The organism is Phycisphaerae bacterium (genome assembly GCA_017999985.1).
Lineage (GTDB): Bacteria > Planctomycetota > Phycisphaerae > UBA1845 > Fen-1342 > JAGNKU01.
The window spans coordinates 759,770-773,944 of record JAGNKU010000001.1 but is presented as its reverse complement, the minus strand read 5'-3'; the positions used below and the strand labels follow the sequence as shown (position 1 = coordinate 773,944).

Annotated in this window: 12 protein-coding genes; 6 read left to right on the top strand and 6 right to left on the bottom strand. The window is 69.2% G+C overall.

Annotated features, from left to right (window positions below):
* Window positions 1–4: 4 nt before the first annotated feature.
* From rpe to KA383_03035, 5 genes are all read left to right on the top strand, one after another.
* A complete protein-coding gene (gene rpe, locus KA383_03055) occupies window positions 5–694 on the top strand; it encodes a ribulose-phosphate 3-epimerase (GenBank protein ID MBP7745084.1) in 690 nt (229 codons plus the stop codon).
* Window positions 691–1,305 carry a histidine phosphatase family protein gene (locus KA383_03050; GenBank protein ID MBP7745083.1) on the top strand — a complete coding sequence of 205 codons (615 nt, stop codon included), beginning with the start codon at window positions 691–693 and terminating at the stop codon, window positions 1,303–1,305. The genes rpe and KA383_03050 overlap by 4 nt, the downstream gene beginning before the upstream one ends.
* Window positions 1,298–2,122 (top strand): acetyl-CoA carboxylase carboxyltransferase subunit beta, encoded by an 825-nt coding sequence (locus KA383_03045; GenBank protein MBP7745082.1) that lies wholly within the window; start codon window positions 1,298–1,300, stop codon window positions 2,120–2,122. Before KA383_03050 ends, KA383_03045 begins: the two co-directional genes overlap by 8 nt.
* Before the next feature lie 7 nt (window positions 2,123–2,129).
* Window positions 2,130–2,519: a lipid-A-disaccharide synthase N-terminal domain-containing protein gene (locus KA383_03040; GenBank protein MBP7745081.1), complete on the top strand. Its 390-nt coding sequence runs from the start codon at window positions 2,130–2,132 to the stop codon at window positions 2,517–2,519.
* 75 nt (window positions 2,520–2,594) lie between these two features.
* On the top strand, window positions 2,595–3,449 hold the full coding sequence (locus tag KA383_03035) for a hypothetical protein (protein ID MBP7745080.1): 855 nt from the start codon (window positions 2,595–2,597) through the stop codon (window positions 3,447–3,449).
* Between the two features lie 351 nt (window positions 3,450–3,800).
* Here the strand turns inward: KA383_03035 and KA383_03030 are convergent, their stop codons facing one another.
* On the bottom strand, window positions 3,801–6,650 hold the full coding sequence (locus tag KA383_03030) for an immunoglobulin domain-containing protein (GenBank protein MBP7745079.1): 2,850 nt from the start codon (window positions 6,648–6,650) through the stop codon (window positions 3,801–3,803).
* 672 nt (window positions 6,651–7,322) lie between these two features.
* Here KA383_03030 and KA383_03025 point away from each other — a divergent pair.
* Window positions 7,323–7,733: an ADP-ribose-binding protein gene (locus KA383_03025; GenBank protein ID MBP7745078.1), complete on the top strand. Its 411-nt coding sequence runs from the start codon at window positions 7,323–7,325 to the stop codon at window positions 7,731–7,733.
* Window positions 7,734–7,775: 42 nt separating this feature from the next.
* Here the strand turns inward: KA383_03025 and KA383_03020 are convergent, their stop codons facing one another.
* The 5 genes from KA383_03020 to KA383_03000 form a co-directional block, all read right to left on the bottom strand.
* Window positions 7,776–9,590, bottom strand: coding sequence for a type VI secretion system contractile sheath large subunit (locus KA383_03020; protein MBP7745077.1), 1,815 nt, complete (start codon window positions 9,588–9,590; stop codon window positions 7,776–7,778).
* A 165-nt stretch (window positions 9,591–9,755) separates the two neighbouring features.
* Entirely contained in the window at window positions 9,756–10,046 is a 291-nt protein-coding gene (locus tag KA383_03015; GenBank protein ID MBP7745076.1) for a hypothetical protein, read from the bottom strand.
* Between the two features lie 90 nt (window positions 10,047–10,136).
* On the bottom strand, window positions 10,137–11,273 hold the full coding sequence (locus KA383_03010) for a hypothetical protein (GenBank protein ID MBP7745075.1): 1,137 nt from the start codon (window positions 11,271–11,273) through the stop codon (window positions 10,137–10,139).
* A gap of 38 nt (window positions 11,274–11,311) precedes the next feature.
* Window positions 11,312–13,174, bottom strand: coding sequence for a PAAR domain-containing protein (locus KA383_03005; protein MBP7745074.1), 1,863 nt, complete (start codon window positions 13,172–13,174; stop codon window positions 11,312–11,314).
* Window positions 13,174–14,175, bottom strand: a complete 1,002-nt coding sequence (locus KA383_03000) for a hypothetical protein (GenBank protein MBP7745073.1) — start codon at window positions 14,173–14,175, stop codon at window positions 13,174–13,176. Before KA383_03000 ends, KA383_03005 begins: the two co-directional genes overlap by 1 nt.

Below are 14,175 nucleotides of genomic sequence, written 5' to 3'. Positions count from 1 at the left end.
AACGATGAGTACCGAGCCGCTAATCCGGATTGCCCCCTCGGTGCTGGACGCCGACTTTGGCCGGTTGGCAGACCAGATTGCGCTGGTCGAGGCGGCGGGCGCGGACGCCCTGCACCTGGATGTGATGGACGGGCATCTGGTGCCCAACCTGTCGCTGGGCGTGCCGGTGGTGGCGGGGATCGCGCGGCATACGGACCTATTTCTCGACACGCACCTGATGATCACGGACCCGGGCAAGTACGCGCAGGCGTTCGTGGACGCCGGCGCCGGCAGCGTCACCTTTCACATCGAGGCGGTGCCGGAGCCGCGCGGGCTGATCAAGCAGATTCGCGACCTGGGCGCGAAGGTGGGGGTGTCGCTGAACCCCGGCACGCCGGTGGAGGACGTGCTGGGCGTCGTGGCGGACGTGGACATCGTGCTGGTGATGACGGTGTGGCCCGGCTTCGGCGGGCAGCAGTTCATCACCGATTGTCTGAAGAAGATCGAGGTGCTCGCGGATCAGATGGATGACGACCAGTGGCTCGAGGTCGACGGCGGCATCAACGCCGAGACCGCCGCCCTGGCGGTCGCGGCGGGGGCCGACACCTTGGTGGCCGGGTCGGCGATTTTCGGAGCGGCCGACCCGGGACAAGCCCTGCAGACGCTACGGAGGGCGGCGCAGCGCGCGCAAGCCGAAGCGGAGCAGAAGGCATGAAAGTGGTGCTGATCCCGTGCGGCGAGACCGAATGGCACGCCGCCGGCCGCCTGCTCGGGCGGGTGGAGTTGCCGCTGACCGGGGCGGGGCGGGAGCAGTGCGGGTCGTGGGCACAGCGTTTGGGCGCGCTGGGCCTGCAGCGCATCTTGCACGGGCCGGACGAGCTGGCGACCGAGACGGCCGCGGCGGTCGCGCGGCAACTGGCGGTACCGGCGAAGGAGCTGGCCGAGCTGGCCGAGGTGGACATCGGGCTGTGGGCCGGCCTGACCGAGGGCCAGCTCAAGAAGCGGTTCGCGTCGGCGCATCGCGAGCTGCGCGAGTCGCCACTGCATGTGCAGCCGCCGGGCGGCGAGAGCCTGGCCACGGCGGCGGAGCGCGTGACGGCGTGCATCCGCAAGCAGGCGCGCAAGAATGGGAAGCAGGCGATCGGCGTGGTGATGCGTCCGTTCAGCTTCGCGCTGGCGAAGTTTGCCCTGGGGGGTGGCACGGCCACGGAGCTTTGCGAGGCCGCGCGCAGTGCGACCGAGCCGGTCGTGATCGAGTACGAATGCCCCCCCGCCCAGCGCACGCCGCGCCGGACGGCAACCGAACCCGGGAGCAAGCATGGCTGAGAGCACGCATTCCCCCCGCCGCAATGTCGAGGTTCCGGAGGGGCTCTGGATCCGCTGCGTCCGCTGCGGCGCGATGGTGTACCGGCGGATTCTGGAGGAAGAGCTGCACGTCTGTCCGGAATGCGACTACCACTACCGCATCGACGCGCGGACGCGCCTGGCGCAGTTGAACGACCCGGGGACGTTTGAGGAGTTTCTGCCAGACCTGGAATCGAGCGACCCGCTCGAGTTCACCGATCGCATCTCGTACCGGGAGCGCCTGGAGAAGACGAAACAGGAGACGGGCGAGACCGAGGCCATCGTCGTCGGCAAGGGGTTCATCAAGGGCCGCCCGCTGATCATGGGCGTGATGAACCCGAACTTCATCATGGGGTCGATGGGCGCCGTGGTGGGCGAGAAGGTCGCCGCGGCGGCCGAGCGTGCCATGAACGAGGGCCTGCCGCTCTTAATGGTCACGTGCAGCGGCGGCGCGCGGATGATGGAGGGCATGGTCTCGCTGGCGCAGATGGCGAAAACGTCGGCGGCGGTGGCGAAGTTCGATGACGCCGGCGGGCTGTACATCGTAGTGATGACGGACCCGACGACGGCGGGCGTGGCGGCGAGCTTCGCGTTTCTGGGCGACGTGACGCTGGCGGAGCCGGGCGCGCTGATCGGCTTCGCCGGGCCGCGCGTGATCGCGAACACGATCAAGGCGACGTTGCCGGAGGGCTTTCAGCGGGCGGAGTTCATGCTGGAGCACGGCTTCGTGGATCGGATCGTGCACCGGCGCGACCTGCGCAGCGAGATTGCGCGGATCATCGACTACTGCAACAAGTAGGGCGCGCATGCTGGCGGAAATCACCTGGCAGTGGATCGTCAAGGAACTCCAGAATCCGCTGGTGCTGTTTGGTTTCGCCGGGCAGTTCGTGTTCTTCCTGCGCTTCGCGGTGCAGTGGTTCGCGTCGGAGCGCCGCGGCCGCAGCCACATCCCGATCGCGTTCTGGTATCTGAGCCTGATCGGCGGTGGGATGACCTTCGTGTACGCGGCGCTCAAGCCCGATCTCGTCTTCATGACGGCGCAGGCGCTGGGCCTCTTCATCTACGTTCGCAACCTGATGCTGATCTATCGGCGGAAGGCCCGCGCGGCGGGGCGGCGGCGCGGGTTCCCCGTGATCTTTGATGATGCCGAGGCGGCCGACGCCACGCCCGTGCCGCGGGCTGAGGATCCGCTCTGAGCTGCCGGCCGTTCCGAACCGCCATTTCCCCACGATACAATATGACATGGGCGTGCGTGCCCCCGGACGGAATCAGTGCAGGGCGTCGCCGTGGGCTGGCAGGAGCGTGATTATTCCGATGAGTCGTACGGCGAGCCGGTCTCGACCACCGGCGGACTGCGCCGACCGCCCAATGGCACGCTCGCGCTGATGATCATCCACGGGGCGGCTTTCGTGCTGATGCTCATGCTGCGCCACGGCAACGGCGAGGCGATCGTCGCCATGTGCGCGCTGTCCGGCGAAACCGCGCATCCGCTGGGCATCCTGCTGCATCCGCTGGCGACGGCGGACGTGCTGCGCGCGGCGTTCGTCGTGTTGGCGCTGTGGTCGCTGGCGGGACGGCTGGAGCCGCGCATGGGCCTGCTGCGGCTCGTCGTGCTCTACGTGGCCGGCAATCTCGTGGCCGGCGGCGTGTATTTCGCGGTGGCGCGGGGCCTGCCGACGCTGGCCACGGCGCCGCTGGACTACCCGGTCGGCGCGCTGGCGGCGCTGTGCCTGACGGCGTGGCGGCAGTTGCGGCACGACCTGGTGCAGCTGCTGGGCCGCGTCATGAGCGTCGCGACGATCTACACGATCTGCGCGGGAATCGTCGTCGTGCTCGCGTTCGCCGACGCGCGCGAGGGCGCGCTAGCGTGGCTGCTGGCGGCGGCGGCCGGCGCGGGCAGCGCGCCGCTTGCTGCGCGCTGGTCGAGCGGGCCGCGACGGCCGCGTCGCGTCCGCCAGGTGGTGCGGCCGTCGATCCCGCCGGCGATCATCCAGCCGCCCCTGGATGAGCCGGATGTCGATGACATCCTCGCGAAGATCAGCCGCGAGGGAATTGGCGCCCTGACCGACGCGGAACGGGACCGTCTGGAGCGCGCGCGGCGTGCAAAGCTGCGCCGCTCGCACTGACGCGCGCCGCCTGTGAGCATCAGAAGGTCAGCTAAAGGTGTCAGGAACCTTCTTGTCGCGCGAAACGTAGGAGCAAGAAGGTTTCTGATCCCTTTTTCTCGGGGTCGCGGCCCGCTGCTTCTCCAGCACGGCCGCTTTGATCTTCTCCTGCGTCTCCAGCAGAACATCCACGAGCTGGCCACCGGCGCGCGGTTCACGCGCTTTTGCTCGTGGCTCTGGCGGGGCAGCGCGCCGTGGCGTAATGCCGCGGAATCGCGCTCACATGGGTGGTATGGAGATCTTGCCCGTTTCTGCGACGGGCGGGACGCGCGCACCACCCCTCTTGTGGCTTGCTTTCGATCAGGCAGTACGTCAGCGACGGCGCACGCGGCTCAAGCCGACCAGCGTAAGGCCGAACAGGAGCGCGCTGGTGGTCGGACACAATGCGGCGGCCACGTCCGGACGGCCGGACTGATCCGTCGGGCTGTTGGCGTCTGACACGTCGTTCGGATCCTCAGCCCCCGGCAGCGACCGGAGTATGTCACTCAGCACGTCCAGGAAGTGCTCCCGGTCGGCGCTGTCGCCTTCGTCCGCGCTGATGAAATCAATCAGGCCACGGATGAACGCCGAGTCGGCCGGCTCAGGCTTGGGCCGCTCGCTCTGATCGTCATCACATACGTCGCCGATGTCGTCGCCGTCGCTGTCGGCCTGATCGGCGTTGGCCTGCGTGGGGCAGTTGTCCACGCAATCCGGAACGCCGTCGCCGTCAGTATCCGTGTCCGGCGTGCCGCAGCCACAGGCGCCCGGCACGAGCTTGTTCGCGTCGCCGGGGCAACCGTCGCAGACGTCGCCGACACCGTCGCCGTCGGAGTCGCGTTGGTCGGGGTTGAGCGCGTCCGGGCAATTGTCGCTGGTGTCGGGGATGCCGTCGCCGTCGCGGTCGGGCAGAACCGTCAGGGTCGCTGCCGTGCTGGTTTGCGTGCCACACGCGCCAGTGACCCGCACCGTGTACGCGCCAGCATCCGCGGGCGTCGCCGCGTGGACCGTCAGCATGGCGGTCCGCGCTCCGCTGATGCGGCCGCCGTCCGCCAGCGGCTGGCCGCCCTTGAACCACGCGTACGTCAGTTCGGTTCCGGTGGCTGCGACCGTGAACGTGACAACGTTGCCGGCGACAACGGTCACGGGCTGCGGCTGCGCGGTGATGGTGGTTGTCGTCGCGACGGTCAACGTGGCCGGCGCGCTGGTCCGCGCCGCACACGCGTTGGCCACCCTGACGGTGTAACTGCCGGCGTCGGCCGCGGCGGAGCTGATAATCGTCAGCGTGTCGGTCGTGGCGCCTTCGACGTGCTGTCCGTCGCTGAGCGGCGCACCGTCACGGTACCACCGGTACGTGAGGGCGTCGGCCCGCCCGGCGACCACCGTGAACCGTGCCGTCTCGCCTTCACAGGCTGCCACATTCTGCGGCTGCTGGCTGATCAGCGGCGCGGGCTCCACGACCAGCGTCCATGTGTCGGCATTGGGGTAGCAATTGTACCCGCCGAACAGCACGGTCTCCGCGCGGGCGGCGTCAAACGCCAGCGCGTGCCCGGCGCGGGGCGTCGGCCGGAGCACCGGGAAGAGCTGCGACCAAGCCGCACCGTCCCAGACCCACGTCTCGTCACTCATCATCTCCGCCGAGCCGCTGCCGCCGAAGAGGACGCACCCCGCGCGACCGGGGTCGTAGACCATCGCATGTCCAAGGCGCGGCGTCGGGCCGCTTGTGGCGCGCTGGCTCCAGGTCGCGCCGTTCCATTCCCATGTATCGCCGAGCGCGTATGACGTCGCGAACGTGCCGCCGCCGAACAGGACGACCACGGCGCGCTCGGCGTCATAGGCGCTGGCTGCGCGATAGCGCGGCCCGGGGCCGGACGACGCCCGCAGCGTCCAGTCCGTGCCGTCCCATTCCCACGTGTCACCCAGCGGGACGCCCAGCCCATCCAGGCCCCCGAATAACACCGTCACGCCGCGCGCGGCGTCGTAGGCGAGCGTGTGGCCGCTGCGCGCCGGCGGTTGGTGTACGGGGGACTGGGGCGTCCACGTGGTGCCGTCCCAGGTCCACGTGTCGTTGAGCACCTGCCAGTACTCAAAGGTGTACGAACCTCCGAAGAGCACGACCACGCCGCGCGCCGCGTCATACGCGAGCGCATGGTCGCTGCGCGGGGGCGGACTGGTTGCAGGCGCGGCGGACACCCACCCGCTGCCGCTCCACAGCCAGGTTTCGGCATCGAATTCGTTGCCCAGCAGGACGACGGCCTCGCGCGCCGCGTCGTACGCCATGGCATGGCCCACGCCGGCGGCGGGGCCGCCGTAGTCTTCCTCGGTCCATGCCGCACAGGCCGAACCACACGGATTCTGCGCACAAGTCGTGTCGGGGCCGAGCCACTGACCTTCAAAGCGTGCGCAGTCGCTCGCCGTGAGATCGCTGCACGAATAGTCGATGAAACAGCAGGCGCCGCTGGGCTGCGGGCACGGGTTCGGCTCGCACGTTGTGTTGGCGCCCTGCCAGGTGCCGCCGGCGAGCGTGCAATCGGCCTGCAGCGTGTAAGGCACGCAGAGGCTCCCGAGGCAGCACGCGCCCGCAGGGAGCGGCGCCGGCGTGAGGCAAATGCTCAGGTCGTATTGCACCGGGCCGGAATCGCCGCCCGTTGCGTACTTGAACGCCCGGCCGTCTCCGGAGCTGGCGCTCATCCAGTGGAACCAGCAGCTATCGTCGCCGAGGGCCTGGATCGAAACCCAGCCGTAGGTGGTGTCGCAACAGGGCGCGAGCGCGTTTACGCTGAAGTACCACAGCGGTTGGTCGCTGTAATACTGCCCGGTCGGGATCGCCGTGGGGATGGCGTAATACGTGCAGGTGGGCGTCCCGGGCGTGCCGTCGAAATCGGCGTAGAACGTGATCGCGAATTGGAGGCTGGTCTCAGTGCACGGTTCCCACGGTGCGTAGACGAACAGGCCCCACCAGTGGATGTCGCAGATCGACTGCCCGCCGGTGACCAGGAAGTTCTCGTAATGCAGCACGCTGGCGCCGGCATCGCTGCCGGCGGCGATCCAGGCGCTGTTCGGGTCGGCGGGGCCCTGGGCGAAGATGGCGTCGTCCGGGCAGACCTGCGCCTGGGTGGGCTGCATCGCCACACTTAGCGCGAGCATGAGAGCGATCGCAGGTACGAGTCGCAGCGAGCGGAACATGACAACTCCTCCCGCACCCGGCGGCGGGGGCCATGGGGGGGCGCGCCCCGGTGGCGAATTCGGCGGCAACCGACGGCAGTGAGACAACCGCGAACGCACCAACCTCGCCCAGTCAATCCAGTTTAGCACCGTAAAGCGCAGGCGGGCAATGTAATTGCGCCCAATGTCCGCAGGGGAGACCAGTTGGCGCGGGGGTGGCCTCGCGACTGAGCGGAGGGCCGGGTCGCCGCAATCTGGCACCCGGAGATCGGGCGACGTCATGGACCGCCATCATCGCAACCTTCTTTCCATGAATGAGTTACGATCGCATGACCCGCGTGGCGGTGTGGCGCGCCGGGACCCGACGACGGCGCAAGCCCAGTAAGTACAGACATTTATCTGCGAGCCCCTCTTGCGGACCCGCGGCCGGCGGGCCAAACTGCTGCGGCCGGGCGCATCCTGCGCGTATGCAGCATGTTGCTCCCGAGCCGGTCGCCGCGGCTCGCGCGAGTCGCGCGAAGGCTGTGACCGCCCGGCGCGGCGTGCCGATGAGATATTTATCCGACGCGTGTCGGCCGGCGTTTCGGAGCAGTCCCGACCTGCACGTCGACGTGACCGCGACCGACCTCGAAGTGGAGCCGCGCGAACCGGGTTCGCCCTATAATGGCGGCGTCGATTGCGGGTGGTGGAACGATGATCGAGAAGAACTGCGATCTATGGCTTGAGCCGGCGGACTACCGCTGCATCCTGACCAACGCCGCGGTCTCGAACGGTGAGGCCGTGCTCGACACACCCTCGGCGCAGCGTGCCGCGGCGAAGTTCGCTGGGCTGGCCGAGGATCTGGGCCGGCTGCTGACGGCGCGCGGGAACCACGTGCACGAGATCCGGCCGGGCTTGTGCTCGTTTCCGATCAAACAGTACCAGTGGGCGGGGCCGAGCCTGGCGGTGATCGAGCGCAGCGCGCGCGAGCTCGCGCAGATCGTCGGCACGGGCAAGACGCTCCTGCCGCGCCCGGGGTGCGGCGAGGGCGAGCTCGCGTGGGAGGACGTAGCGAAAGTGCTGGCGGCCCTGCCCGACAACGTCATCGTCATCACGGGGCCGTAGTCGTTCGCCGGTCGGCCCCGGTCTCTGCGCCTTTGCCTTGTTCTACCGAATGCGATAGCCCAGCACGACCGGCACGCCGCCGGGGACGATGCGCGGCGGCGGCGTCACGGTGACGGCGAGCTGCAGGGAGTTCGGCTCGTTATCGAGCGGCCGCGCCTGGACGGCGACCTGCTGCTCATCGGGGGCGACTTCGGCGATCGTAAGCCAGTCGCGCACGTGGGCGAGCGTGACGGAGACGACCTTTTCGGCCGACAGGCCGCCGAGGCTGGGTTTCAGCGCCAGCAGCAGGCTCGACAGCCGGCTGGCAAAAAGCTGGTACGGCAAGCTCACTTCGAGCAGCGCGAAGCCGTCGGCGCGCGTCGGCCGCGCGACGCTGAAGCCGTTGCAGACAACGATGCGCGCCTCGTCCTTGAAGCACAGGACGGCGTTCAGCCCCGCGGCGGCGAGCTCCTGTCCTTTCTCGAGGGGCATCTGGTTGTCGGCCGGGCCGAAGCGCTTCTCGCCCTGTTTGCCTCCCGTCCCGCTGGCGAAGCCTTCGAGGCGGCCGACCATGCCGGTGGGCCAGCCAATCTCGGCGGAACTGCGCGCGATGGTGCACGCGGCGGCGACCGCACCGCTGGCCCAGACGAGGTCCTTGTCGGCGATGCACTCCTCGCGGTAGGCGAACTCGAGCTCGTCGCCGTCGGTGCGCGCGTACGGCGCGCGGAGCAGGCCGCGCCCAAAGATCACGCCCAGCGCGCGGGCGTAGGGTTGGTTGCGCAGCGCCTTCCATTTCGCGAACTGCCACTGATCGAACATGGAGACGAACGCGGGCAGGGTCGGTACCTGCCAGGCGTGTTTGACGCCGAAGAACTCGGCGCCCACGCCGGCGAGCGCGACGACCGGCAGGCTGGCGGCGTGCTGGGCCAGCTCGTCGAGCGTTTCGATATCGGGGGCGCTGTTGCCGAAGAGCGCATCGACCGCGATCAGGTCGGGCGCATCGGCGCCGGCGTCAAAGACGGGATCGATGACGAGGGCGACCAGCCGCTCGGTGAGTTGGGCGCGCGGGGCGTGCACGGCGGTCAGGCGCAGGCCCTTGCGGAAATCGAGATGGCTGACCAGGAACGCCAGGCTGCGCCACGCGGCCTCGACGCGCTGCACCGCGGGGGCATGCAGGACGGCGTTGAGCCACGCCGTGGCGCGCTGGTCGATTTGTCCCACAGTGCGCCGCAGGGCGGAGGCCTCGGCGGCGGGAATTTGCGGCGCGCCGCTGGCGGCGGCGGCGGACACGATCGCACCGATGGGTGACTTCGGGGGCGGCGCGGACTTGTCGCTCGACTCGTCGCCGAGGTCGAGCTGGCCCAGCAGGTTGTCCACGGCGGCGTCGGACGGCGCAGCCGCTGCGGCCGGCGTCCAGTGCAGCGACTCGATCAGCCACTTCAACGCGCTGTTGGCTTCGGCTGCCTTCCGGATCGCGGTGGTGAGCTGCTCGCTCGTGAGCTTGCCGCGCAGGCGCGCGACGATCTGGGCGCGGGCGTCGAGCAGGGCGCGCGTGGCGGGAATCTGCGCCAGCACGGCCTGCGGCTGGAAGTCCTTCAGCGCGGCGAAGGTCAGGTCGAGCACGACCATCTCGTTGCCGGTCGCCGTCGGGTCGGTCGTCTTCAGCGCGACCGTCGCCTTCGTACTGGCGAAGAGCTCGTCGAACGTATCGGGCTGCACCTCGACCGCGCGATCGACCAGCGGGCCGGACAGTCGCCCGGCCGGGCCGGCGAAATCGGCGAGGAACAGGATGCGATACGGCCGGTCGGCGGTCACGTGCAAACCACCGGGCATGGGCAGCTCTACGTCCAGATCGGGCGGCAGCGGTTCGTCGGTCATCGTGTCATCTCCATGGCGAGCGTGAACCGGGTGCGCGCAGCGCGCAAGCCGGCCGGGTCAAACGACGAACACCCACGCGCGGCGGAACCTGCGTCCACCCGGGCGCTGCGCCCGCGCAGGCGCTGCCGGCTGACCCGGTCCGGCAACGCCGCCGCGCTGCAGCCGCTAGCGCCCCTTCACCGGGTGGCGGCGGATCCACTCGTCGATGTGCATGCGGGTCTCGTACATGGACGTTTCGCACCCGCCGCCGCCGAGCGCCTGGTCGACGATGCCGGCGGCGACGCGGCCTTCGGGCCCGGAGCCGAGCCCGGAATGCCGGAAGCGTTCGTCCAGGGCGTACCCGGCGATGCGGGCGAACTGCCGCATGCATTCCACGACGGTGCCGCACTGATAGGGGTCGTAGTGCAGACGGTTGATCAGGAAGTCCTTCACTTTGGCTTCAACGAGGGAGTTCATAGCCACACTCCTTTACTGTTCATCTCAACTGGCAATCTCGGCACCGTCCGATCCGGCTCAGTGGGCGGATCGCGGCCCGTGACAATCGGTTCATGGATTCACCCACACGGGGTGATCCCGCCACCCGTCCGGTGACGTCACGGTTGTACTCCCGGCGTTCACACGGATGAGGAACCACTTCTTGTGTTTCTTGTCGGGTGACACGTATTGCTCGGTGTTGATGTAGTCGCTCTTCTTCACGCCCACAGCGTCGAGGATCTCCCACATAGTGTCGCGCGTGTCTCCGAGCGACGCAAAGCCCCATTCCGTCTGCTTGTCCACCGGTCCCGGGCCGATGCAGCCGAGGAACCAGTTCGGGAAGTTGCCCGGGTGGATGAAGATCGAAGTTGTCAGCTTGGTCGAGTTGGGGTTCTTCAGGATCCAGCCCAGCACGCCCAAGTCCCAGGCCGACGTACCCGCGTTCCAGGTGTACCCCACCCAGATCGCCGGGTAGTCGGTGCGCCCCTGTTTGTCCTGATGGTTGCCCATGACCCGCACGTAGCCGGCGTAGGTGCCCGGCGCGAGCGTGCACATGTCCGCGGTGTAGTCTTTCTTGTCGCTTTTCCAGCGCTGCCACACCGTCACCATCTTGTACTGCCGGCCCGTGCCGGCCGGATCGCCGGGCTTGGTGCGGAACGCGAAGTCCCCCCGCAGGCCCCACTGATTGTCCGGGCTGCTGCCCGGCTGCTTCACCGGGCTGCGCCACTTCCAGCCGGCCTGATCCACCTTCACCTCCGGCGGCAGCTTGCCGGCAGTGGGGAACCAGTACGGCAGGCCGCGCTTCTCCGACTCGCCGAGGTGCAGCACCAGTGATTGCTTCCCCACGCGGACGCTTTTCTGCTCCTTCAAGTCGAGCTGGCACAAGCGATCGCCCGCTTCCAAGACCACATCGCCGGTCGGCGACTTGTTGACCCGCTCGGCCAGGTCTGTTGGCTCACCGACGCCGTACCACGCGGGCGTCGCCACGCGCGGTTGCCAGAAACGGTAGAAGCGGAACTGCACGCGGTAGGTGATCTCGACTTCCGCGTCCGGCCGCGCCGTGTCGTCCACCGTGACGCCCGTGCTGCTGCCGGTCACGGACCGCTTGCCCGTGTAGGCCGCGACCGCGACCGAATCGGGCACGAACGGCGGCCCCGCCGCAGCCTTGGCGGGTTTCTTGGCCGATGGTTTCGTCTCCGGTGGGCTCACGTGTCTGCCTCTGTTGCGTTAGGGTCACAGGCGGGCCGTCAGGTGACCGGCCCGGACTGATCCGGCGCCTCCGTGGTATCCAGGTCCGCGGCGCGCAGGCCGTAGCTCTCGAACTCGACCTCATCGACCGCGTCCGCACTGCTCGTCGCTCCCGCCATCCGGTCATGCACCTCGTTCAGCTTGGCGCGCGTGGCGTCGTCCAGTTCCTGCGATGGCGGCAGGCCGACGTGCTGGCGGAAAAGGTTCAGCGCCGCGAGCGTCCGCGGACCCAGTTGGCCGTCCGCAGGGCCGCACGCGAACCCCAGATTATTCAACCGTTGCTGGACGCCCGAAATCTTGTTGAGCGGATCGACTCCGCCCAGCACGAACCGATAGACATCGCTGCCGACCGTTAGCGTGGCCCGCCGCGCGTTGCCGCGCAAAGGCTCATGAATCCGTCCCTGCGCATCCGTCGTGCCGGTGCGCTGCTCTCCGCCGGCTTCCAGGGTGTACGGCTCATTGGCCCGCGGTTCGCCGTTGCGCAGCAACTTCACGTCCAGCCAGTGCGGTTCACCGCGCCGCATGAACTTGTGGTGCTGGTCGGTGTTGCCGGTCTCCTCTTTCGGTCGCCTCTCCGGCACAAAGACCGCGTCGCCGGGAAACAGGATGTTGGGGTCGCCGCGCCGGCGCTTCAACTCGGCGTTGGCCGGATGGTTCCACAGCGTGTCCCAGAAGAGCCCCGTGTCCGCCGCAATGCTCGACAGACACTCGCCCTGTCGCACGGTCCGCCATTCCCCGCGCGCGGTCGTCGAACCGGCGGGGACCGGCCCCTCTTCGGCCGGAGGCGGCGACGTCGAAGCGCCGGCGGCCGGCGGCGGGGCCTTGCCCGTCCAGCGCTGCCACGCGGCCAGGTCCAGGGCGGGGAAGCGGATGCTGCAGGCACCCGCCCGTTTCAACCCCTCGATGCGGAGTGTACCGCGCGCATCGAGGCTGCTGCGGACCTCCTGCGTCCGCTCGCCCTGCGGCAGCCGGACGATGACGGGTTCGCCGACCACCGGCCGGTCCGCTTCATCCACGAGTTCGATACTCACCCAGTGTGTGCCGGTGTCCACCTTTTCGCTGGATGGTCCGGGCGCGCGCTCCTCCGGCTCGGTTTCTGTCTCGGTCGCCGTGGACTCGGCGGCTTCCTCGTCGCCGCCTCCCGCGCCGCCGCCCCCGCCGGCGCCGCCCCCGCCCCCGCCGCCCCCGCCGCCACCCCCGCCGCCTCCGCCGCCCGAATCGCCGATGAGCACGGTCGGGCAGCCCATGGCGATCGGGTCGCTGCCGCCGCAGGCCTCCATGACTTTGTCATTCTGGCGGCAGGCGGGCAGGTTGTTGATCAGCACCGTGCCGCTGCCCTTGGTGACGAAGCCGGGGCCGTGCGGCACCGCCCCCGCGGGCATCGGGCACATGTGCATGTCCGCCAGGCTGGCCATGGCGGACACGACCGCGGAGGCCGCGGCGCCCGCCGCGGCCTTGATGCCTTCGGTGTAGGCGTTGTTCGCGGCCGGCTGGCCGCCGGGAGCCGCCGAGGCGGAAGTCCACGTCGTCGTGAGCGTGCCGTTGGTCGCGTTAAGCGTGGCGAGCTGGCTGCCGGCGGCGCCGGCGGCCGCAGGCGCGCCGGCGCCGGCGGCCTTTGCCCCGCCCTCGGTGAGATTCTGGCAGATCTTGGCGATGTCCGCTGCCGCGTCGGCGGGCGTCATCACCGGTTTGGCCAGGAACGATTTCATCGTGTTGGAAATCGCGTCCAGGGCGGAAGCGACCGACGTCGGCAGCGCGCGCCAGGCCGGCATGTACCCGATCAGGACGTCGGGACTACCCGGCCCGGGGTTGAGCGGGTTGCCGTGGCCGGTCGGATCGTTGGTACGCGCCGCGGGAGGCATCAGCGTTCATCCTCGCGGGCCGCGGCCGGCTCCAGCTCCCACCAGAGCACGTCGTCCTGCTCGCGCGGGAAATCTTTCTTGCTGTCGACGAACTTCTGCTGCTCCTCGGTCAGTGAGCCGAGATAGAACTCGATCGCCCGCACGCAGCGCGTGAGCAGGCCGACTTCTTCCTCGCCGGTGGGCTTCTCGCCGGTGGGCCCGACGACGCCCGCCGGCATGCGCATCAAGTCGAGGATTTCGCCGAAGACGGCGGCGAGTTCGGCGGGCGTGCCCTCGTCGCATTCGCGCTGGAGCATCATCAGGCTCCAGGGCTGCATGCTGGTGGTGGGGTAAACCTCGAGCTCCAGGTAAACGCGGGCCAGCTGGCTGCGCCGGCGGGCCGGGTCCTTCAACGCGAGAATCTCGAACTTCCGCTTGCGGGCGCGCTCGACGCGGGCGAAGCGGTCGGACTTCAGCGACTGCAGCTCGGCGGCCCGGCGGCTGGCATCCTCATCCTGGGCGCCCGCTGCCTGGGCTTTTTGCTGTTCGGCGTCGAGGAGGTCCGTGACGATCTTCGGGTCGGCGCCCGCCGGCAGGGCGAAATACGCGCCGATGATCTGCTCCGGCGCCTCGGACGCGGCCCGCGTGCCTGCCAGGTAGCGCAGGTACTCGGCGGCCTGCCGCGCCTGGGTGTCATCGCCGACATCCGCGAGCAGCGTCGTGAAGACCAGGGCCCGCTGCCACTCGGCTTCGCCGGACTCACGCCGGTTCAGTCGTTGGGCGAGGGTCGGGGCGGTCTGGCGCAGGTTGAAGAAGCGCACGAGCTCGCTGAGGCGCCCGGCCTCGGGGGGCGTGAGGGCGTCCTTTTCCAGGGCCTTGCTGGCGAACTCACCGGCCTGGCGCGGCTCGACCCGCTTGGGCAGCGGCGTCGGCATGTCGAACTTCTTCGCCTTCAGGAAGGTGAGCAGCGCGTGGTCCGCGGACGCCTTGTCCAGATAGCCGTTGGGGGGTTGAGGAAGCAT

What these genes read in the sequence shown, in the direction of transcription:
- KA383_03040 (MBP7745081.1), top strand. Translation starts at nt 2,130, where the DNA reads ATGCTGGCGGAAATCACCTGGCAGTGGATCGTCAAGGAACTCCAGAAT.
- KA383_03025 (MBP7745078.1), top strand. Translation starts at nt 7,323, where the DNA reads ATGATCGAGAAGAACTGCGATCTATGGCTTGAGCCGGCGGACTACCGC.
- rpe (MBP7745084.1), top strand. Translation starts at nt 5, where the DNA reads ATGAGTACCGAGCCGCTAATCCGGATTGCCCCCTCGGTGCTGGACGCC.
- KA383_03005 (MBP7745074.1), bottom strand. Translation starts at nt 13,174, where the DNA reads ATGCCTCCCGCGGCGCGTACCAACGATCCGACCGGCCACGGCAACCCG.
- KA383_03050 (MBP7745083.1), top strand. Translation starts at nt 691, where the DNA reads ATGAAAGTGGTGCTGATCCCGTGCGGCGAGACCGAATGGCACGCCGCC.
- KA383_03045 (MBP7745082.1), top strand. Translation starts at nt 1,298, where the DNA reads ATGGCTGAGAGCACGCATTCCCCCCGCCGCAATGTCGAGGTTCCGGAG.
- KA383_03030 (MBP7745079.1), bottom strand. Translation starts at nt 6,650, where the DNA reads ATGTTCCGCTCGCTGCGACTCGTACCTGCGATCGCTCTCATGCTCGCG.
- KA383_03000 (MBP7745073.1), bottom strand. Translation starts at nt 14,175, where the DNA reads ATGCTTCCTCAACCCCCCAACGGCTATCTGGACAAGGCGTCCGCGGAC.
- KA383_03015 (MBP7745076.1), bottom strand. Translation starts at nt 10,046, where the DNA reads ATGAACTCCCTCGTTGAAGCCAAAGTGAAGGACTTCCTGATCAACCGT.
- KA383_03020 (MBP7745077.1), bottom strand. Translation starts at nt 9,590, where the DNA reads ATGACCGACGAACCGCTGCCGCCCGATCTGGACGTAGAGCTGCCCATG.